The sequence below is a fragment of the Psychrobacter pocilloporae genome (genome assembly GCF_029872915.1).
Lineage (GTDB): Bacteria > Pseudomonadota > Gammaproteobacteria > Pseudomonadales > Moraxellaceae > Psychrobacter > Psychrobacter pacificensis.
On record NZ_PGFT01000001.1, the window covers coordinates 2094137 to 2115427 of the forward strand.

General features: G+C 45.7%; 16 protein-coding genes. 8 read left to right on the top strand and 8 right to left on the bottom strand.

Features of this window, described 5'->3' with window-relative positions; all coding sequences use genetic code 11:
• From clpB to CUR83_RS08925, 4 genes are all read right to left on the bottom strand, one after another.
• Nucleotides 1-2598 (bottom strand): ATP-dependent chaperone ClpB, encoded by a 2598-nt coding sequence (gene clpB, locus CUR83_RS08910; RefSeq protein ID WP_284719506.1) that lies wholly within the window; start codon nt 2596-2598, stop codon nt 1-3.
• 276 nt (nt 2599-2874) lie between these two features.
• Nucleotides 2875-3681 carry an SDR family NAD(P)-dependent oxidoreductase gene (locus CUR83_RS08915; protein ID WP_284719507.1) on the bottom strand — a complete coding sequence of 269 codons (807 nt, stop codon included), beginning with the start codon at nt 3679-3681 and terminating at the stop codon, nt 2875-2877.
• A 72-nt stretch (nt 3682-3753) separates the two neighbouring features.
• Nucleotides 3754-5457 (bottom strand): AMP-binding protein, encoded by a 1704-nt coding sequence (locus CUR83_RS08920; RefSeq protein ID WP_284719508.1) that lies wholly within the window; start codon nt 5455-5457, stop codon nt 3754-3756.
• A gap of 267 nt (nt 5458-5724) precedes the next feature.
• Nucleotides 5725-6843 carry a DNA topoisomerase IB gene (locus tag CUR83_RS08925; RefSeq protein WP_093068457.1) on the bottom strand — a complete coding sequence of 373 codons (1119 nt, stop codon included), beginning with the start codon at nt 6841-6843 and terminating at the stop codon, nt 5725-5727.
• Nucleotides 6844-7045: 202 nt separating this feature from the next.
• Here CUR83_RS08925 and CUR83_RS08930 point away from each other — a divergent pair, with 202 nt between their 5' ends.
• Complete coding sequence (locus CUR83_RS08930) at nt 7046-7246, top strand: hypothetical protein (RefSeq protein ID WP_186474262.1); 201 nt, start codon at nt 7046-7048, stop codon at nt 7244-7246.
• Between the two features lie 22 nt (nt 7247-7268).
• Here the strand turns inward: CUR83_RS08930 and ppnP are convergent, their stop codons facing one another.
• The 4 genes from ppnP to CUR83_RS08950 form a co-directional block, all read right to left on the bottom strand.
• Nucleotides 7269-7553, bottom strand: a complete 285-nt coding sequence (ppnP, locus tag CUR83_RS08935) for a pyrimidine/purine nucleoside phosphorylase (protein WP_186474260.1) — start codon at nt 7551-7553, stop codon at nt 7269-7271.
• 42 nt (nt 7554-7595) lie between these two features.
• Nucleotides 7596-8691 (bottom strand): peptide chain release factor 2 gene (prfB, locus tag CUR83_RS08940; protein ID WP_156770966.1). Its coding sequence is split into 2 segments (ribosomal slippage): nt 7596-8618 and nt 8620-8691, totalling 1095 coding nucleotides; the frame shifts between segments, so codons are not numbered across the junction.
• Nucleotides 8692-8806: 115 nt separating this feature from the next.
• Nucleotides 8807-9508 (bottom strand): HAD family hydrolase, encoded by a 702-nt coding sequence (locus tag CUR83_RS08945; RefSeq protein WP_186474258.1) that lies wholly within the window; start codon nt 9506-9508, stop codon nt 8807-8809.
• A 238-nt stretch (nt 9509-9746) separates the two neighbouring features.
• On the bottom strand, nt 9747-10283 hold the full coding sequence (locus CUR83_RS08950; protein WP_212564376.1) for a gamma carbonic anhydrase family protein: 537 nt from the start codon (nt 10281-10283) through the stop codon (nt 9747-9749).
• Between the two features lie 262 nt (nt 10284-10545).
• On the opposite strand from CUR83_RS08950, the gene CUR83_RS08955 reads away from it, so the two are divergent.
• From CUR83_RS08955 to CUR83_RS08985, 7 genes are all read left to right on the top strand, one after another.
• Nucleotides 10546-11094 (top strand): phosphatase PAP2 family protein, encoded by a 549-nt coding sequence (locus CUR83_RS08955; protein WP_212564375.1) that lies wholly within the window; start codon nt 10546-10548, stop codon nt 11092-11094.
• 563 nt (nt 11095-11657) lie between these two features.
• Nucleotides 11658-12899 (top strand): glutamine-hydrolyzing carbamoyl-phosphate synthase small subunit, encoded by a 1242-nt coding sequence (gene carA / locus CUR83_RS08960; RefSeq protein WP_212564374.1) that lies wholly within the window; start codon nt 11658-11660, stop codon nt 12897-12899.
• A gap of 152 nt (nt 12900-13051) precedes the next feature.
• Entirely contained in the window at nt 13052-16315 is a 3264-nt protein-coding gene (carB, locus tag CUR83_RS08965) for a carbamoyl-phosphate synthase large subunit (RefSeq protein ID WP_212564373.1), read from the top strand.
• Nucleotides 16316-16641: 326 nt separating this feature from the next.
• Complete coding sequence (greA, locus tag CUR83_RS08970) at nt 16642-17118, top strand: transcription elongation factor GreA (protein WP_071001849.1); 477 nt, start codon at nt 16642-16644, stop codon at nt 17116-17118.
• A gap of 502 nt (nt 17119-17620) precedes the next feature.
• Nucleotides 17621-18523, top strand: coding sequence for a hypothetical protein (locus CUR83_RS08975; RefSeq protein WP_284719509.1), 903 nt, complete (start codon nt 17621-17623; stop codon nt 18521-18523).
• A 237-nt stretch (nt 18524-18760) separates the two neighbouring features.
• Complete coding sequence (locus tag CUR83_RS08980) at nt 18761-20029, top strand: putative DNA modification/repair radical SAM protein (protein WP_071001851.1); 1269 nt, start codon at nt 18761-18763, stop codon at nt 20027-20029.
• 318 nt (nt 20030-20347) lie between these two features.
• On the top strand, nt 20348-21220 hold the full coding sequence (locus CUR83_RS08985) for a TIGR03915 family putative DNA repair protein (RefSeq protein ID WP_071001852.1): 873 nt from the start codon (nt 20348-20350) through the stop codon (nt 21218-21220).
• Nucleotides 21221-21291 lie beyond the last annotated feature (71 nt).

Sequence of the window (21291 nt, forward strand, 5' to 3'; positions counted from 1 at the left end):
CTAGCTCATTCTAAGCTTATCAAAAGTTAGCTCGTCGTCGGCACCCACATCGACTTTGATAATATCACCTGCCACAAAATCACCCGCTAGTAGCTTCAATGATAATGGATTTTCGATCTCTTGTTGAATAGCACGCTTCAAAGGACGAGCACCATAAACAGGGTCATAGCCCACGGCAACCAATTTATTCATCGCGTCGGCTGATAGCTCAATATCCATCTCACGCTCTTGGATACGCTGACGCAAACGATTCAATTGAATATCAGCAATACCTGCCATCTGCGACATACCAAGCGGATGGAATACTACGATTTCATCAATACGGTTGACGAACTCTGGACGGAAATGCTGCCCAACAGAATCCATTACTTCCGCTTTAATATCCTCGTAACTTTCGCCAACCATTTCCTGAATCTTGTGCGAACCCAAGTTACTGGTCATGATAATGACGGTGTTTTTGAAATCTACCACCCGACCTTGCGAATCGGTTAAGCGACCATCGTCCAATACTTGTAGCAAGATGTTGAACACATCTGGATGCGCTTTTTCTACTTCATCAAACAATATGACGCTATATGGCTTACGGCGTACCGCTTCAGTCAACGTACCGCCTTCTTCGTAACCGACATAACCTGGAGGTGCCCCTACAAGACGACTGACACTGTGTTTTTCCATATATTCACTCATGTCGATACGTACGATTGCATCTTCAGAGTCAAACAAGAAGTTCGCTAGTGATTTGGTCAGCTCAGTTTTACCAACACCTGTAGGTCCTAAGAATAAGAACGAGCCTGAAGGACGGTTGGGATCAGATAATCCTGCACGGCTACGACGTACCGCATTGGCCACCGATTCGACCGCTTCGTTTTGACCGATAACACGCTCATGGAGCTTTTCTTCCATTGCGATCATTTTGTCACGCTCGCCTTGCATCATTTTACTGACTGGGATACCAGTGGCGGCTGCCACCACTTCTGCAATTTCATTGTCGGTGACTTTATTACGTAGCAGTTTGACACCACTACCTTCACCTGTCTGCTCTTTTTGCTCAGCCAAGTCAGACTCATGAATACGTCGTTCTAACTGCGGAATGGTCTCGTATTGCAGCTTACTCATGGTCTCGTAGTCGCCTTCGCGGCTGGCTTTGTCATAAGCGATACGGGCTTTATCTAGCTCGTCTTTTAGCTGTTGACTGCCTTTGACCAACGCTTTCTCTGCCTGCCAAACTTCATTAAGATCAGCGTACTCTTTTTCTAACTCTGCTATTTGCGCATCGAGCACTTTACGTTCTGATTGCGCGCCAGCATCTTCTTCGTTTTTGAGGACTTCGCGCTGCATTTTTAGCTGAATGAGGCGACTATCGAGCTTACCTAATGATTCAGGCTTGCTATCCATCTCCATGCGCAGGCGGCTGGCCGCTTCGTCAATTAAATCAATCGCCTTATCTGGTAGCTTACGGTCAGTGATATAGCGATGGCTCATGCGCGCAGCAGCAATGATGGCGCTATCTTGAATATCGACGCCATGGTGCAGCTCGTAACGCTCTTTTAGACCCCGTAATATCGCAATGGTATCTTCGACCGTTGGCTCATCGACCAAAACCTTTTGAAAACGACGTTCAAGCGCAGCGTCTTTTTCGATGTACTGGCGATACTCATCAAGGGTGGTCGCACCAACGCAGTGCAGCTCACCGCGTGCCAAAGCAGGTTTTAGCATATTACCCGCATCCATTGCACCTTCAGACTTGCCTGCACCAACCATGGTATGCAGCTCATCGATGAACAAAATGACATTACCTTCTTGCTTTGCCAAGTCGCTCAGTACGCCTTTTAGACGCTCTTCGAACTCACCGCGGAATTTTGCCCCTGCAATCAGCGCGCCCAAGTCTAATGACAACACTTCTTTACGGCGCAGACCTTCTGGTACGTCGCCATTGATGATTTTTTGTGCCAAGCCTTCTACGATGGCTGTTTTACCAACGCCCGGCTCACCGATGAGCACAGGGTTGTTTTTGGTACGGCGCGACAGTACCTGAATGGTACGGCGAATTTCTTCGTCACGGCCAATGACTGGATCTAGTTTGCCAAGCTCTGCTTGCTCAGTCAGATTAATCGTATATTTGTTGAGTGCATCACGCTGATCTTCAGCGTTTTGGTTATTGACCGTATCATCACCGCGCAGCTGCTCAATGACCGCTTTTAGTTTGCTTGCCGTCACACCTGCACTTTCAAATATCTTTTTGGTTTCGCCTTGCTCAGCGAGTGCCAACATGACCCATTCAGTCGCAATAAAATCATCGCCTTCTTTTTGCGCCTGACGATCTGCCAAGTTCAATATTTTTACCGAGTTTGGGTTTAGATTGACGTCACCTGTCGGCTCCGAAATGGTCGCTTGGTTATCGAGTGCTTTGGCAACGCCATTTTTTAGCGCTGGAATAGAAGCGCCTGCTTGTTGGCAGATAGATAAATTAGACTCATCTTGTAGCAATACCGCAAGCAAATGCACAGGATCAATGCCCGTATGATCACGACCTAACGCTAGGCTCTGAGCTTCTTGAATAGCTGATTGCAGTTTTTGCGTAAACTTCTCAAATCTCATGTTTATATCCTTTTATAATTAGTATTTTCAGTGGAACTTCTAGGGACTCTCCTAGTCTAGTGCCCACTGTTATCTGTAATTTATATAAGGTATGCATACGGTTATTTCAAGACAATAAATCAATAAAACCTTACTTAAGACAATGATATTTATTATAAAAAAATGACATAGGCTTTGATCCTCACAATGAGTTTTTTGTCATTAATCATATGTATCAAAGCACTATGTCAGACTATTTAGATAAGTTTTGTGCAAAACGAATGAATTATTCAAATGTTACACCATACGAATTGCCCCATCTAAGCGGATCACCTCGCCATTTAGATAAGCATTATCAATGATATGAGTGACCAATTTGGCAAACTCATTGGGAGCGCCCAAACGCTTGGGATATGGCACGCCTGCTTCTAGCTGCTCGCGGGCTTTTTCAGGAATGCTCTCCATCATCGGTGTGGCAAAAACCCCTGGCGCGATGGTCATAACGCGGATGCCATGACGTGCCAGCTCGCGAGCAAGCGGCAAGGTCAGACCAACCACGCCTGCCTTGGAAGAAGAATAGCTGGCTTGACCCACTTGACCATCAAAGGCTGCGATAGAAGCTGTATTAATAATAATGCCTTGATCTACATTCTTTTGTACATGGTTTTTTTCTGCATGCTCGCCTGCATTGCTATCATTCGCTATGCGTTTGGCAATGCTAGCCGCGACCAAACGGGCGACATTAAATGAACCGACCAGATTGACATTGACCCCGCGACTAAATGACTCAAGGTCTGCCGGATTGTTATCACGATCCAATAGCTTTTGTACCACTACGATACCAGCACAGTTGATTGAGCCTTGTAAGCCGCCAAAAGCTGACTCTGCCATTTCAACCGCTGATTGTACTTCATCGCCGTTAGTGATGTCACAGCGCACAAAGCGCGTACTATCACCCAGCTCAGCGACCAGTGCTTGCCCTGCTGATTCGTTTAGATCAGCGATGACGACGTTGCCGCCTTGAGAGACAATCGCCCGAGCCACTGACTCGCCCAAACCTGATGCACCACCTGTGACCAAAAAGCTATTCTCTTTAATTTGCATGATTATTCCTTTAAATCTTCATTTTTTATTAGCTGTTTTCTATGAATTATCTATAAACGCTCTATCGGGTAGTTACGCGGCAGATAAACTGCGTAGCAAAAAGCGTTGAATTTTGCCACTTGGTGTTTTTGGTAACTCGGTCACAAACTCGACCTCACGTGGATAGGCATGAGTGGATAGACGTTTACGCACCAGCTCTTGGATTTCTTTGGCGATTTGCTCGCTACCTTCGATGCCTTCTTTTAATACCACATAAGATTTGATCGTATGTCCACGCACTTCGTCTGGCACGCCCACAGCCGCAGATTCTGCCACTGCGTCATGCTCTAAGACGGTGTTTTCGACATCAGTGGGTCCCACGCGGTAACCTGCCGTAATGATAATGTCATCATCACGCCCTGAGAACCAGTAGCTGCCGTCACTATGACGCTCAACCACATCGCCTGTCAGATAGTAGTCATCAACGAAAGCTTGTTTTTCATTCCAGCTATAACCATGGAAATAAAACGCAGGTGACTGACTAACCACGACTGCTAACTGTCCTTGTTTACCATCTGGTAGTACCTTCATATCATCATCCAATACGACCAGCGTGTGACCTGGTAGCGCCATTCCCATTGAGCCAACTGGTGACTCGTGTTTTAGCGCATGATGCGCACAGCACGTCATGCCCGTTTCTGTCTGACCGTAATGATCTTTTACCTGACAGCCCAGATAGGTCTCGACCCAGTTAACGACCTCGGTATTCAGCGTCTCCCCTGCCGAGTTGGCACAGCGCAAAGCGAGTTTGGCGTTATTGTCTTCATTAACGTTGTCAAAAACGCCGCTGGATTTCATCATGCGAAATGCGGTTGGTGAAGAGGCCAAATTGGTGATCTGATGACGCATCATAAAGTCGCGCGTATTGGTCGCGTCAAAGCCTGCTTCATTAAAATAAGTCGTGATCCCTAATAGCAGTGGCCCTGTGATGGCGTAATACAATCCATATGCCCAGCCAGGATCTGCCATGTTCCAATATTGATCGTCTGCGCGTAGGTCAATGGCATAACGCATATATAGGTAAAAAGCAGGTAAGGCTGATAATGGCACACTCACTCCTTTTGACTTACCGACTGTCCCTGAGGTAAACATCTGCAAAAATGGTGCATCCGTATCGAGCGTGACGGGTTCCATCGTTTGCGCCTGTGATTCCATGGACTGACGGTAGTGATCGTCACCCCACGTCTGAGCGTCCTCAGTACTGCCGACCAATACCATTTTGGTTTGCGCGGCCAAATCATCAAACTTGCTGCGGTTCTCTACATTGGTAAAAACGACTTTGGTATCGGCTTTATCCATGCGATATTTGATTGAGTCATAGCCAAAAGCGGTGAATAATGGCTGATATACCGCGCCGATGCGCCATGTTGCCAATACAACGGTCAGTAGCTCAGGTGTACGCGGTAGCATCGTCGCTACTTTGTCCCCCGCTTTTACGCCATACGACTGTAGTAAGTTAGCGACTTGCGCACTGGCTTTATCAAGCTCACCAAAGCTCATGCGCGTGACATTGCCTGCCGTATCTTCGTGTACCAGTGCAGCATTATCCGCGCGGCCATCACGGACATGACGACCACAGCACGCCATATAGGCATTTAAGCGATCGTCGACATGTTCGCCAAAGATTTCTGACAGCAATGTATCCATGTCAAAATTATTATAATAATCGGTATAGTTTTTTGGTGTCGTTGAAGCATCTGTGTGACTGAGGGTAGGAGTTTGAGAAGCGGTATTCATAAGCTAATCCTTTAGCAATAGCAGATAAAATGATATTCATATTGTAAAACGGTCACATCCTATAGACCGTTTAATATCTTTGTATTTAACATGCTCTATTAGTAACGTATTTTTATACTTATTTCAATACATAACGTATCATTTTTATTTTATATAAATAAGCATGACCTATAACTATTTATCATCAAATAGCTAATAGTAAACTTAAAAAACTTGTAGGATCAAATATTTAAATTATTTTTGAAGTACTTTCTCAAGAATCGATATTTAACGATCAGCACTGAGAAAACCTAGTAAGGCTTTCTCCTCACAGCTTTGGTATTTTTTCGTACGACCGCGGCGTGCTTGTTTGTAGTCATCATAAAATTCCCCTGCCAAAAAACGCTCAATAATGATGGGGTGAATATACGACGCGCGGCATACGGTTGGCGTATTGCCCAGCTCTGCCGCCACGCTTTTTACCATATCGGTGACCAGCTGCTGACGCTCAGCACTTTCTGGTGCGCTGGCAAGTATGTTAGCGCCTGCCGTCGTTTGTAGCTCATCATATAGATAACTTGCCGCGAGTACACTTGCCATCCATGTTCGAAAATCTTTTGCACTATATAATTTGCTTTCGCAGTCCATACCGCATGTATGCATTCGCAAGTAGTCGTTGATATCGCTACTGTCGACGACTTGTTTATGTCCATTGTCATCTAAGTATTTAAATATTTGATAGCCCGGCAGCTCAGAACATGCCTGCACGATGTCAATCAAACGCTCATCTTGCAGCTCAATGTGGTGTTCTTTGGCGCTTTTTCCGACAAAATCAAACGCCAGTCCATTATCCGTTTCGCTGACATGCTTACTACGTAGCGTACTCAGACCATAGCTTTTATTTTGCTTGGCATAGCGGCTATTACCAATACGAATCAACGTGGTTTCAAGCAATTTGACCACGGCAGCGAGTACATTGGTGCGTGACAATGATTCTGCTTCCAAATCTGTCTCGACCTGCGCGCGTAAATTGGGCAGCGCCTCTGCAAAGCCTATCATCGCATCAAACTTGGCTTGGTCACGAATATTATTCCACAAGGGATGATACAAGTACTGCTTGCGTGATTTTTCATCGCGTCCTGTCGATTGCAGATGACCTTTTTCGTCTTGGCATATCCACACCTCCGACCACATAGGCGGTATCACCAATGCATCAAAACGCTGACGCAATGCTTTGTCTTTGACTGTCTTGCCCGTTGCATCGCGATAGGTAAAGCCGCGGCCCCAACGTCTACGCTCATAACCTGGTTCGTCGTCACTCACATAACGCAGATTGGCACGGCGTGCGAGACGCTCATAGTCATGGCGCACATCCTGCGTCGTCGACTGCTCGTTTGTTTTGCCCATAACAACACTCATCTAATAATTTTATGGTTTTAGCATAATCAACTGCGCTTATTTTTGCTGTTTGTTTGCCACGGACAAAGTGTAATCCTGTGTAAAATAAAGCAGTGATAAAAATAGCGATACGGGTTCTAAGTGCTGTACTTTTAAGGCTTAATTCAGCACTACTCACGACTTAAGTTTATAAAAAATAAATCATTCTCCTATGAAAATAAAGCCACTCGCCCTCGCCGATCATGATCTTTGGGCGCACTTATGGCAAAACTATCTCACGTTCTATGAAACCAGTTTGCCATCAAACACGACGGAGACGACGTGGCGCAATCTGCTTGATAAGGGTAAGCTCGAGAATGAAATACCCACCAAAAAAAGCCAAGCATCAAATGCTTGGCTTTTTTTATTTTGATACTACTTTACAATAAAAGTCATTATTTACCGTATACACATAAATAAGCGGTTTCGACGTCAACTTTTACTTGGAATTTTTGATTGGCTTCAACGGTGAAGTGCTCGCCAGCGTTAAACGTTTGCCACTCATCACTCTCTGGTAGCTTGACCGTCAATGCACCGCTCACCACGCTCATGGTTTCAAACTCACTGGTGCCAAATTCATACTCACCAATTTCCATAACACCTACTGTTGCAGGCTTGGTTGCTGTTTGAAAAGCAATCGAAGTGACTTTATTATCAAAATAATTATTTACGCTTGGCATAATCTTCCTTAATTACATGTTAGTTGGTATTTGAATTCTATTTTATAGACCTGCTTTTAGACTGGCTTCGATAAACTGATCGAGGTCGCCATCTAGTACCGCGCCCGTGTTGAAGGTTTCAACGCCGGTACGCAGATCCTTGATACGAGAATCATCGAGCACGTATGAGCGAATCTGGCTGCCCCAGCCGACATCAGACTTATTGTCTTCAACCGCTTGTTGTTTTTCCATACGTTTTTGCATCTCAAGCTCATAGAGCTTAGCACGCAGCATCTTCATTGCCGTGGCTCTGTTACCGTGCTGACTACGCTCATTCTGACAAGTCACCACCACACCACTTGGCTCATGGGTAATACGTACCGCAGAATCTGTCGTGTTGACGTGCTGACCGCCCGCTCCTGAGGAGCGATAGGTATCGATACGCAAATCCGCAGGATTGATGTCAATCTCGACATTATCATCAATCTCAGGCGAGACAAACACCGCCGCAAATGAGGTATGACGACCATTGTTGCTATCAAATGGTGACTTACGTACCAAACGATGGACGCCAATCTCGGTACGCAGCCAACCAAACGCATAATCGCCTTTAATCTCAATGGTGGCCGACTTGATACCCGCGACACTGCCAGCAGACACTTCAATCACATCTACCTTAAAGCCATGAGCTTCCGCCCAGCGTGTATACATACGCAGCAGCATCTCCGCCCAGTCTTGTGCTTCGGTGCCGCCACTGCCCGACTGGATATCCAAGTAGCAGTTGTTTGGATCCATCTCGCCGCTGAACATACGGCGGAACTCTAGATCAGCCACGCGCTGCTCAGCATCATCTAGCTCGCTTTGCACGTCAGCTAGCAAGGACTCATCCTCTGCTTCTACTGCCAACTCTAGCATGGCAGACGCATCTTCTAGCGTGGTTTCAAGAGAGAGCACCACATCGATGACACCATCAAGGTGGCTTTTTTCTTTATTGATCTTGGTGGCACGCTCTGGATCATTCCACAGCTCTGGGTTTTCTAGCTCTAAATTGACTTCTTCTAAGCGTTCTTGCTTACCATCGAAGTCAAAGATACCTCCGCAAATCCTGCCCGCGCTCGGATAAATCTTTAATCTGTTCTTGATACGGATTGATTTCCATAAGTGTTCCTGTTTTTCTAAAAAAATAAATAACGCATTTGGCGCTATTTTAAATGAGATTGATCATAAATGGTTGGCTAATTATCATGGTGATAACCACTTATGCATCCATTAAGCTATATTGACCAATCTTCTACTGCCCAGCGATGCGCCAAGGCATGAGCATGTAGCGCCTCATCAGGTGACACACAGATCGCCACATCCGCCCATTCTAGCAACGGGATATCGTTTTTGGAGTCTGAATAGGCATAGGTTTTTTCAAAGGTGATGCCCGCTGCTTGCTGCTTATCAAGCCATTTATCTAAATGGTAGATCTTGCCTGCCTGAAAGTTTGGTTTATCAGTCAGCTTGCCCGTATAACGATTGTCTTTGATCTCAAGCGGCGTAGCCAATACATTGGCTGACTCAATACCAAAACGCTTGGCAATAGCGGACACCACAAAATCATTGGTTGCAGAAATAATCACCACATCGTGCCCTTGCTCAATATGCTGGCACAATGCTTCCATTGCTTTTGGGCGAATATGTGGCTCGATTTCACTTTTGATGTAATCTTCTCTTAGCTCATCAAGTCTATCAAGCGGCAGACTACTCAAAAACTGCGCGACGAATTCATTGTACTCTGTCGCATCTAACGTCCCTTCGATATAGTCATTATAAAACTTCTGGTTGGCTGTACGGTACTCAGCCTCATCGACAAGGTCGTGCTTGACGATATACTCACCCCACAGATAGTCACTATCGACATCCAGTAAGGTATGATCTAAATCAAATAGCGCTAGTTGTTTTTGTTGTTTTTGTGCTGGATTTGCCTGCATGGTGAGACCTTATCGTTGGTTGTGAAAAAATATGGATCTTTTAGGGCGTGTTGAACATTCGCAAATAGGCACTGCTGATCGCTAAAATGGTTCCAGACAAGGCACAAAGCGACGATAATGCAGATGCCTTAGCGAGATTTGTAACGCAGTATGGGGCAATTTTAACATCAGCCCCAACGATAAAAAGCAGGGGACAGGACTCTTTTTTGCCGCTTCATCGTTAAAAATAAGCGCTTAGTTAGTCAGGCATCGCTATTTCTGTTAAACCTGTTTTGAATTTTTGACAACGCTCAGAATAATGCAGCGCTGACATTTTCAACATCGCTACTTGCTCATCTGTCAGTGTCTTAACGACTTTGGCAGGCGCGCCCATCACCAGGGAATTGTCAGGAATAACCTGACCTTCAGTAATTAAGGCTTTCGCCCCTATCAGGCAGTTTTTACCTATTTTGACATTATTGAGTACTACCGCACCGATACCAATCAAACTATTGTCACCGATCTCACAGCCATGCAGCATCGCTAGATGGCCAATAGTCACGTAATCACCGATAGTCACTTTGATACCTGCATCAGTGTGAATCACACTATTTTCTTGCACATTACTATAGTCGCCGATATGAATACGATCGTTATCGCCGCGTATCACCGCACCAAACCAAACATTGGCCTGATGACCCAAATACACATCACCGATTACTTGTGCCGAGTCAGCAATCCAACCGTTGAACGGTACAGCAAACTCAGGGGTTTTGTCTAAATATTTAAATATCATCGTTTTTCCTTAGTAAGGATAATGTTATTTTGGAGTAAGTCATTGGTTATACCACAATCATTTTTATGCTTATTTGATTGGCATGTCAAAGAACCATCTCACTTTGGACCATAGCCATAAAAAATATATTTTACAGTATACAATCCCATTTAATACCTTATCGTATGTCCACTTTATAGTACAATTAGCAAGGCCAACATTCTCATTTTGCTATCGTAGCGCCTGCCCTAACAAGTACCGCTACCCTACTAAGGACGCATCCATGCTTCGCGAAACACACGTACCTATTATCTTGTTGGCAAGTAGTGTGATCATCACCGCGCCCAGTTATGCTGAAAATACCTCAAGTTTGGAGAGAGCCGGTGACATTGTTGCGGTTGCCATACCTGCCATTGCTTATGGCAGCACGCATTATATGAATGATAAAGAGGGACGTCAGCAATTTTATCAATCATTTGCTACCAATCTTGCCGTGACCTATGCTGTGAAGTCAACCATTAATAAAGAGCGTCCTGACCATAGCGACAATGACTCCTTCCCATCAGGACATACTTCTTTGGCATTTCAGGGCGCAAGCTTCATTCATAAACGCTATGGATTAGAATATAGTATTCCAGCTTATGTTGGCGCAACTTTTGTGGGTTATAGCCGTGTTAAAGCGGAAAAACATGATGTGGCTGATGTATTTGCTGGTGCAGCACTAGGGGTTGCCAGTAGTATGTATTTGACCAAAAGCTATAACGATCAGCTTCTCATCACAACCAATCTTGCGCCTGACTATTACGGGCTGTCTGTCCACTACCAGTTTTAATCACTCAGTTTGCCCTTGATACTAGGGCGTGTTGAACATTCGACCATGGCACTGACAGCGACTGTTTTTTAGGCGATTCGATGTTAAAAATAATAAGTTTAGTCATTCTAAGCGCTTATTTTTAACGATGAAGCGGCAAAAAAGAGTCCTGTCCCCTGCTTTTATCGTTGGGGCTGATGCTAAAATTGCCCCATACTGCGTTACAAATCTCGCTAAGGCATCTGCATTATCGTCGCTTTGTGCCTTGTCTGGAACAATTTTAGCGATCAGCAGTGCCTATTTGCGAATGTTCAACACGCCCTAGCCATAAGTTACTATTTTGTATATAATACGCAAAATCTGTGCCTAAGCGAGCGGACATGATGCAAGTTACCTATTCACTATCGAGTGAGTTTTGTAGTTTTCATCAATAATGTCTTCTCGCTTTTTTGTGGAAAATTTTTGTGTGTCGTCCTTTGATTTATTTTATCTGATAGCAGTCAAATGCCGTAAATAAAAGGATACGGAGCAATTTTAGACCAACAAAACATGATGGCACTCACCAATAATAGCGGAGGCAATCCTTGAATTCATCGGTAGAAACACAAGCAATTTTGGCACTAGCAGACGGTACAATTTTTCGCGGTGTCAGTATCGGCAGCCTAGGTCATCGTGTTGGTGAAGTGGTATTTAATACCGCCATGACAGGGTATCAAGAAATTCTAACCGATCCAAGTTACGCGCGACAGCTGGTGACCCTAACTTATCCGCATATCGGTAATACAGGCACCAATGCCGAGGATACCGAGTCTGGTAACGGTCACAAAGTATGGGCAGACGGTCTGATCATCCGTGACGCCACTATGGCAACCTCTAACTTCCGCAACTCTGAGTCGCTTAGCGACTATCTACAGCGTAACAATACCGTCGCTATCGCTGAAATTGATACACGCCAGTTGACCCGCCTATTACGTGATAAAGGCGCACAAAACGGCTGTATTATGACCGCATCAGATGGCGAGACGATCAGCGTTGAAGATGAGCAAAAAGCGATTGAGCTGGCACAAGGCTTTGCAGGTCTAAAGGGCATGGACTTGGCAAAAGAATGCTGCACGACAGAAAGCTTTGAGTGGACAGCAGGCACATGGGATCTATCAGACACCCTACTCAACCGTGACGTGGCGGGTAGCCATGACAGTGGTACTGGCGGCTTCTTTAAGCAGCTCGGCACTCATATCGATGCCAAATTCAACGTCGTCGCTTATGACTTCGGTAGCAAAACCAATATCCTACGTATGCTCGTCGACCGCGGCTGCCATGTGACGGTTGTCCCAGCACAAACGCCTATTGCTGATGTGCTCGCGATGAACCCAGACGGTATCTTCTTATCAAACGGCCCTGGCGATCCTGCCGCCTGTGACTACGCTATCGACGCCGTACGTCACATTATTGAAGAAACAGACGTACCAACCTTTGGTATTTGCTTAGGCCATCAGCTAATCGGTCTTGCCAGCGGCGCCAATACCATCAAAATGAAAACGGGCCACCATGGTGCCAACCATCCAGTACAAGATCTAGCGACTGGCACAGTGATGATCACCAGTCAAAACCATGGCTTTGCGGTTGATGAAGACACGCTACCAGAAAACGTTAAGTCAACGCATCGCTCATTATTCGATGGTACTAACCAAGGTATCGAGCTGACCAACAAGCCAGTATTTAGCTTCCAAGGTCACCCAGAGGCCAGCCCTGGCCCGCATGATTGTGGTCCGCTATTTGATAAGTTTGCTGAGATGATGGAAGCGGCTAAAACTGCTCAAGCTTAACGATTCATTATAACTTGATAATAAGTCAGTGCTTGAATCGCTAAAAGCGGTTTGAGCAGTACTGTAACAACGCATTGTAAGTATAAAACGCCATAAGCGTTATTAAAAATAAAGATTACTTAAAATATCATCAAACGAAGGTAGCTCTAACTATGCCAAAACGTACCGACATAAAAAGCATTCTTATCATTGGCGCAGGCCCCATCGTTATCGGCCAAGCGTGTGAGTTTGACTACTCAGGCGCACAGGCGTGCAAAGCACTAAAAGAAGAAGGCTACCGTGTCATCTTGGTCAACTCAAACCCTGCGACCATCATGACCGACCCTGTCATGGCAGATGCCACCTATATCGAGCCGATCACGTGGCAGACCGTTGAGCAAATCATTGCCAAAGAGCGTCCTGATGCAATCCTGCCAACCATGGGCGGACAGACTGCGCTCAACTGCGCCCTAGACCTAGATAAGCACGGCGTATTGGCCAAGTACGACTGCGAGCTGATTGGTGCGACCAAAGACGCCATCGAGATGGCAGAAGATCGCGACTTATTCGACAAGGCGATGAAACGTATCGGTCTTGAGTGCCCGCGCGCTGAGGTTGCCGAAACCATGGAAGAAGCTTTTGCCACGCAAGAAAAGATGGGCTACCCCTGTATCATTCGTCCCTCATTCACCATGGGTGGTTCGGGCGGCGGTATCGCTTATAACCGCGATGAGTTCATCGAGATTTGTGAGCGCGGCTTTGATTTATCACCGACCCATCAGCTACTTATCGATGAGTCACTCATCGGTTGGAAAGAGTACGAGATGGAAGTGGTCCGTGACAAAAACGACAACTGCATCATCATCTGTGCCATCGAAAACTTTGACCCAATGGGCGTACATACAGGCGACTCAATCACTGTCGCACCCGCGCAGACCTTGACCGATAAAGAATACCAAATCATGCGTAATGCGTCATTAGCAGTACTGCGTGAGATCGGTGTTGAAACAGGCGGCTCAAACGTCCAGTTCGGTATCAATCCTGATACGGGACGTATGGTCGTTATCGAGATGAATCCACGTGTATCACGCTCGTCTGCCCTCGCCTCAAAAGCGACTGGCTTCCCAATTGCCAAAATCGCAGCAAAACTGGCAATCGGTTATACCCTAGATGAACTGCAAAATGACATCACAGGCGGCAAAACGCCAGCCAGCTTTGAGCCTGCGCTTGATTACGTTGTCACCAAGATACCGCGTTTCAACTTTGAAAAATTCCCACAAGCGGACAACATCCTATCGACGCAAATGAAGTCAGTCGGTGAAGTCATGGCGATCGGTCGTAACTTCCAAGAGTCGATGCAAAAAGCCTTGCGCGGTATGGAAACTGGCGCGGATGGTTTCGATGAGCAAATTGATTTATCCAAAGTCAGTGCTGAGAAGGCTCGTAGTGAGATTATCAACCGCTTAACCATTCCAACGCCTGAGCGTATCTATTACGTTGCTGATGCCTTCCGTGTCGGTATGAGCGTTGATGACGTATTTAATTACACCAAGATTGACCCGTGGTTCTTGGTACAAATCGAAGACATCGTTAAGACTGAAGCGACGGTAAAATCACTCGGCTTTGGTGGCTTAAACGAAAACAACCTACGTCGCTTTAAGCGTAAAGGCTTATCAGATTTGCGTTTGGCTAAATTGCTTGGCATCTCACAAAAGCAACTACGCAAAAAGCGTTGGGATTTAGGCGTCTATCCCGTGTATAAGCGTGTCGATACCTGTGCTGCAGAGTTTGCGACCAGCACCGCTTATATGTACTCAACCTACGATAGCGAATGTGAAGCCAACCCAACTGACAAGAAAAAAATCATGGTCATCGGTGGCGGCCCTAACCGTATCGGTCAAGGTATCGAGTTTGATTACTGCTGTGTACATGCAGCGCTTGCCATGCGTGAAGACGGCTATGAGACCATTATGGTCAACTGTAACCCAGAAACGGTTTCAACCGATTATGACACCTCCGACCGTCTGTACTTTGAGCCAATCACATTAGAAGACGTGCTAGAAATCGTCCGTATCGAAAACCCAGACGGTGTGATTGTGCAGTTCGGTGGCCAAACGCCATTGAAACTTGCGCGTGCGCTAGAATCAGCGGGCGTAAAAATCATCGGTACGAGTCCTGATGCGATCGACCGTGCTGAAGACCGTGAGCGCTTCCAGCATATGATTCAGCAGCTAAACCTTGTACAACCATCGAACGCTTTAGCAACCAGCTTAGAAGATGGCTTGGTTAAAGCAAAAGACGTGGGCTATCCATTGGTGGTACGTCCATCTTATGTGTTAGGTGGCCGCGCGATGGAAATCGTCTATAACGAAGATGAGCTAAAACATTACCTGCGCACCGCAGTACAAGCCTCAAACGAAGCGCCTGTCCTGCTTGATCGCTTCTTAGATGACGCTATCGAAGTCGATGTCGACTGCGTATGTGATGGTAATGATGTCGTCATCGGCGGTATCATGCAACATATCGAACAGGCAGGTGTCCACTCAGGTGACTCAGCATGTTCACTACCACCATATTCATTGTCTGATGAGCTATGTGATGTGATGCGCGCCCAAACCATTGCTATGGCAAAAGAGCTTGGCGTTGTCGGTCTGATGAATGTTCAGTTTGCGGTTAAAGGCGAAACCGTATATATTTTGGAGGTGAACCCACGTGCTGCACGTACCGTACCGTTTGTCTCTAAGTGTATCGGTACTTCGCTAGCTCAGGTCGCGGCTCGCTGTATGGCAGGCACCTCACTCAAGGACCAAGGCTTTACGACTGAGATTGTTCCAGCATTTTATGCGGTCAAAGAAGCGGTGTTCCCATTTGCTAAGTTCCCAGGTGTTGATCCAATCTTGAGTCCTGAGATGAAATCAACAGGCGAAGTCATGGGCGTGGGCAAAACCTTTGGCGAAGCATTTTACAAAGCCATCATCGGTAGTAATGAGCGTCTGCCGGGTCTGCCTACTGAGGGCGAGACCAAAACGGTCTTTATCTCAGTTCGTGATAGCGACAAAGGACAAATCGCCCCAATCGCCCGTCAGCTTGCAGATTTCGGTTTTAATATCGTATCAACCACTGGCACGCAGAAAGTACTGAGCGACGCTGGTATCGAAAGTCAGCAAATCAACAAGGTCACTGAAGGTCGCCCGCACATCGTTGATGCCTTGAAAAACGGCAAAATTGACCTGATTATCAATACGACCGAAGGCAAGCAGGCACAAGAGGATTCGTTCTCTATCCGCCGTAGTGCGCTACAGGGCAAGGTATTCTATGTCACGACGTTAGGCGCAGCCGATGCGGTTTGTAAATCTTATGCCATTGACTTACCGTTTGATGTCTATAAGTTACAAGATTTGCATGAGCAAGCAAAGTCTATTGACGCGGCTGAATAATTTCAGTAGATTAAGCATAACCGCTAAGCTTATATAAAAGCTTAGCCAAGACTTGTTATTGATTATTTTGTGATAATCATACGTTAAAAAAACAATATCTTGAAAGAGACAAACCTACAAAAGCATAGTGGCTGAACTGCGACTATGCTTTTTATTACGTAAGGTTCAGTGCGCTTGGTGCTAAAAGTAGAGGTGCTAACACACAACAGCCTATTTACTAACGACACCATCTGAACCCCGCTCTTTTTATATTTCATACTCATTGCAACAACACTGGCACCATCTCCTTATGAGATGGTGTGGTGTTATTGGTTTAAGGAAAAAACATGCAACGTTATCCCATGACTCCGCAAGGACATGCAGCTTTAGAAGCTGAATTAAAACAGTTAAAAAGTGTCGACCGTCCACGCATCACCGCATCGATTGCTGAAGCCCGCGAGCACGGCGATTTAAAAGAAAACGCTGAATACCACGCTGCCCGTGAGCAACAAGGCTTTTGCGAAGCGCGTATTCGTGATATCGAAGCCAAGCTTGGCGGCGCACAAATCATCGATCCTTCAACATTGCCAAAAGAAGGTCGTGTCGTGTTTGGCGTCAGCGTCATAATCGAAAACATGGACACTGAAGAAGAAAAACAGTACAAAATCGTCGGCGATGATGAAGCCGATTTCAAGGCTGGCAAAATCTCAGTTAACTCACCGATCGCTCGTGGCCTCATCGGTAAGTTTGAAGGCGATGAAGTACGTATCGAAACGCCAAAGGGCGTGGTGGAATACGAAGTGATGAAAGTTATCTACGACTAATAAGACTCACTATTTCTGGTCATCCGTAGGCGTGATGCTTTCAAGGCTGGATGAAAGGCGCTTTGAATAATAGCTCTTTAAATACTAGTTCTCTTAAATAGCAAACATGTTTGACAGTGACAGATACGGCTGGCTATTCGCTACCCAATAACATGAATATAAGCAACATTACGTATTGATAGCATTTATACCGTTTCGGTTACACAATGCAGCTTTTATACACGATTTGTTTTGGCACATAATTATTTGAGTTTTTAGTGCATCGTAATTTTTATATTAGGTGATATTACCCACATAATATCGATGTAAATTTATACTGAAGCACTTTTACTCAAAATAATGATGGTCTGATTATAGACACCGACTATCGTCAGTACTGATACCCTCGTTATTTGGCATACTTTTTGGTGTCATTTAGCGGGGGTTTTGCTTGTTTAGACGTTAATTATTGCTGTTTTACTTATTGCTGCTTTTTTTTATTGATACTGTTAAGGAGTCTATTATGACCATGAAATCTTATACACCATCAGCACTAACCACCACGGTATCTGCAATGCTCGCAGGTATGGTGCTTGCATCCTCAGCCCATGCCGATCCTGAGATTGCGATTAGCTCATCTGCTGGTGGTAGCACGACGGTAGTTGAACAATACTCTGATGGCAAAACAGCCACTATTACTGCGACACCTAACGGTATCACCATGCAAGATGGCATGCCTTATGCCGTGACAAAAGTGACGACTGTGCCGCGCTATGTCGTTCGCCAATCTCCTGTGGTTCAAGGCAGCACGACTTTCACAAGCGTACCTGTAACCAATCGAGTGACCAATAGCGTCACCAAGGTAGACGTCGTCACGGCGCCAGTTAGCACTGTGACACAAGCCCTGCCTGTCACTACCGCTACTCCATTACCTGTGATGAATGCCCCAGCGACAACCGTCATCACTAACCAGCCATCTATCCATCCATCTGTGAGCAATCAAATCACGACGACCACGTTAGATACCTTGCAATTGACCCCGACTTTTAGCACGCCGGGTGTCGTCAATGCAAACACCAAGGTCATGAAAATCATGAAGAATAGTGCTGGACGTGAAGTTGCGGTGCCTGCCAACCATATCGCCCCTGGTGATATCATTGAGTATCACACCACATACACCAACACCACGGCACAGCCAGTTAATGACATCAATGCTATGGTTTCATTGCCAAGCGGCGTCCAGCTGGTATCGTTAAATAGCCCATTACCAACGTTTGCCACCACTGGCGGCGACACTTATAAAACCATTCAGCAAGTTGGCAATACCGTTGTTGTGCAAGAAAACTACTCTGGCCTGAAATGGAACTTAGCAAATCTTAATGCCAATGGTAATCAAACCGTCGTGATACGTGCCAAGGTTCAATAAATAATGCACTCACTACAAAATACGTATCTTTAACAGTATCATGTTGCAAAGGGTCTTGAATATTCAAGGCCTTTTTTAATGTATGTCATATCGAGTAGCATGTATGCTCGCTCACAACCTCTTGATGGATACGACACTATCTGTCGTGTTATTTTTTAAATTTTCTTATAAATACAATGACTTAATACATATTTTGGTAAAATGGTTACTCGTTAATTAATTGGTAACAACCGACTTATGGCAAACATCAATTATGAAAGATTACAGGGCAAGCTCAATATCTTGGCTGACGCTGCCAAGTATGATGTCTCTTGCTCCTCCTCCGCTGGTACTCGCAAAAACCAAGGCGGCGCTCTAGGCGATGCCTCAGCAACCGGTATCTGTCACAGCTATACCGAAGATGGTCGCTGTGTCAGTCTGCTAAAAATTCTTTTGACCAACCATTGCATCTATGATTGCGCGTATTGTACTTCACGTAAAAGCAACGACACGCCGCGCGCTGCTTTTACGGTTGAAGAAGTGGTTGATTTGACCATGCAGTTTTATCGCCGCAACTATATTGAGGGGCTATTTCTCAGCTCTGGTATATTCAAAAGTGGCGACTATACGATGGAGCGACTGGTCGAAGTTGCCAAGCTCCTGCGTACTCGCGAGCGTTTTAACGGTTATATTCATCTAAAAACTATTCCTGGCGCTTCAAAAGAGCTATTGCTAGAGGCAGGACTATATGCAGACCGTCTGAGCGTCAACATCGAAATTCCGACTAAGTCAGGGCTCGCATTGCTTGCGCCTGAGAAGTCACATGATGAGCTAAAAGCACCGATGGAAACGGTTAAAGAAGAGATTATAACTATCCGTGAGAGTCGCAAAACCCACAAAAAAGCGCCTAAATTTACGCCCGCGGGTCAGACCAGTCAAATGATCGTCGGTGCAAGTAACGAGACGGATCTGCAAGTGATTCAGCTATCGAGTCACTTTTACAAAACCTACGATCTCAAGCGTGTCTATTACTCAGGTTATGTACCGATGCTCTCTGATAATCGCTTGCCAGCGATTGGGACCCCTGTGCCGATGGTGCGCGAGAACCGTCTATATCAAGCAGATTGGTTAATGCGTTTTTATGGGTTTGGTGCGCATGAAATTGTCGAGCCAGAATCGCCATTTTTGGACTTAGACTGTGACCCAAAACTGGCGTGGGCGATACGCCATCGCGAGCATTTCCCCGTCAATATTCAGACAGCGACTTATGAGATGATCGTGCGTATCCCTGGCATCGGTACCAAGACGGCCAAAAAAATCGTCAAAGCGCGCAAATTTAACCAGTTGACGCTCTATCATCTAAAAAAGATGGGAGCCGCGGTCAACCGTGCCAAGTATTTTATCGCAACCACTGGCAAAAACGAGCACCTTGCCCATTTGACACGCGATAACTTCCGTCAGTATGTACTGGCGCAAACGCAGACCAAGTTTAAAGATCAACGTAGCGGACAGCTAGCGTTGTTTTAAATTTGGCATTGTCATAAATATAAATCAATCTAGGGCGTGTTGAACATTCGCAAATAGGCACTGCTGATCGCTAAAACTGTTCCAGACAAGGCACAAAGCGACGATAATGCAGATGCCTTAGCGAGATTTGTAACGCAGTATGGGGCAATTTTAGCATCAGCCCCAACGATAAAAAGCAGGGGACAGGACTCTTTTTTGCAGCCTCTGTCACGCGATGCGAACAGCACGCAAGAAAAATATCCCCCAGTAGCATTTGACAATACTTACATACATTTTATGGCGAGCCAAAATACATTTCACATCGTTTCAGGATAAACCATGTCAGCACTTGTGCAAAACGACAATTATACTATCGGTCAGTTAACGCCCAGCATTGTGCTGTATGAGCCAAGCTTTGAGGGCTGGCTCAGCGCGGTGTTTTATGTCTATGCCAATCGATTGCAAGAAGACGCCTCACTCAAACTCACCGCTCAAGACTGTTATATACCCTCCTTGATTGCGCAAGCGATTAGCGTCGCAACGGATGCAGACAACGCAGAGCGCGTATTGGTTAAACTAAATAGCTTGCTTGGTCGCTCAGGTATGCGCAATATCTTGTGGGGGTTTTTATCAGAAAAGGACGATATCGGCACGACTTTATTCCGTGTGGTTAAGTATGCCATTGACTACCCTAGCCGAAATATCATGCAAGATCTTGGTCACTTGGATGTGTTAGAGCTGGTACAGACGGTCAAATCCGTCGGCCGTGAAAAACATCGCATGGAGGCCTTTGTACGTTTTGAGCACACGACCGATGATATTTATTTTGCACGGGTCGAGCCTGATTTTAATGTATTGCCACTGATTGGGGAGCATTTTCGTCAGCGTTATCAAGATCAGCACTGGGCGATTTATGATCTGACACGCGGCTACGGCATTTATTATGATAAAAGTAATAGCACGCCTACTCGTCCCGCGCCGCTACAAACCATCACCGACCTTGATGATGCGGTACTACGCAATCCTGCCAGCATTCATAGCCCTGATGAGCAGCGTTATCAAAAGTTTTGGCAAGGCTACTTTACCAACGTCAATATCAAGGAGCGCAAAAATCCCAAGCTACACAGGCAATATCTACCGCAGCGATATTGGAAATACTTAAGCGAAAAACAAGTATTGCCCAACGCTGAGCATCTACAAAAACGCCGCTAAATACATTTGAGTAGTTTTGAGCCAAGAAAATTATGCTCATATCTGCTGGAAAGCCACATATCTGACGCCAT

What these genes read in the sequence shown, in the direction of transcription:
- CUR83_RS08925 (WP_093068457.1), bottom strand. Translation starts at nt 6,843, where the DNA reads ATGGGCAAAACAAACGAGCAGTCGACGACGCAGGATGTGCGCCATGAC.
- clpB (WP_284719506.1), bottom strand. Translation starts at nt 2,598, where the DNA reads ATGAGATTTGAGAAGTTTACGCAAAAACTGCAATCAGCTATTCAAGAA.
- CUR83_RS08980 (WP_071001851.1), top strand. Translation starts at nt 18,761, where the DNA reads ATGGCAAACATCAATTATGAAAGATTACAGGGCAAGCTCAATATCTTG.
- carB (WP_212564373.1), top strand. Translation starts at nt 13,052, where the DNA reads ATGCCAAAACGTACCGACATAAAAAGCATTCTTATCATTGGCGCAGGC.
- CUR83_RS08950 (WP_212564376.1), bottom strand. Translation starts at nt 10,283, where the DNA reads ATGATATTTAAATATTTAGACAAAACCCCTGAGTTTGCTGTACCGTTC.
- CUR83_RS08930 (WP_186474262.1), top strand. Translation starts at nt 7,046, where the DNA reads ATGAAAATAAAGCCACTCGCCCTCGCCGATCATGATCTTTGGGCGCAC.
- CUR83_RS08915 (WP_284719507.1), bottom strand. Translation starts at nt 3,681, where the DNA reads ATGCAAATTAAAGAGAATAGCTTTTTGGTCACAGGTGGTGCATCAGGT.
- greA (WP_071001849.1), top strand. Translation starts at nt 16,642, where the DNA reads ATGCAACGTTATCCCATGACTCCGCAAGGACATGCAGCTTTAGAAGCT.
- CUR83_RS08920 (WP_284719508.1), bottom strand. Translation starts at nt 5,457, where the DNA reads ATGAATACCGCTTCTCAAACTCCTACCCTCAGTCACACAGATGCTTCA.
- CUR83_RS08955 (WP_212564375.1), top strand. Translation starts at nt 10,546, where the DNA reads ATGCTTCGCGAAACACACGTACCTATTATCTTGTTGGCAAGTAGTGTG.
- ppnP (WP_186474260.1), bottom strand. Translation starts at nt 7,553, where the DNA reads ATGCCAAGCGTAAATAATTATTTTGATAATAAAGTCACTTCGATTGCT.
- CUR83_RS08945 (WP_186474258.1), bottom strand. Translation starts at nt 9,508, where the DNA reads ATGCAGGCAAATCCAGCACAAAAACAACAAAAACAACTAGCGCTATTT.
- CUR83_RS08975 (WP_284719509.1), top strand. Translation starts at nt 17,621, where the DNA reads ATGACCATGAAATCTTATACACCATCAGCACTAACCACCACGGTATCT.
- CUR83_RS08985 (WP_071001852.1), top strand. Translation starts at nt 20,348, where the DNA reads ATGTCAGCACTTGTGCAAAACGACAATTATACTATCGGTCAGTTAACG.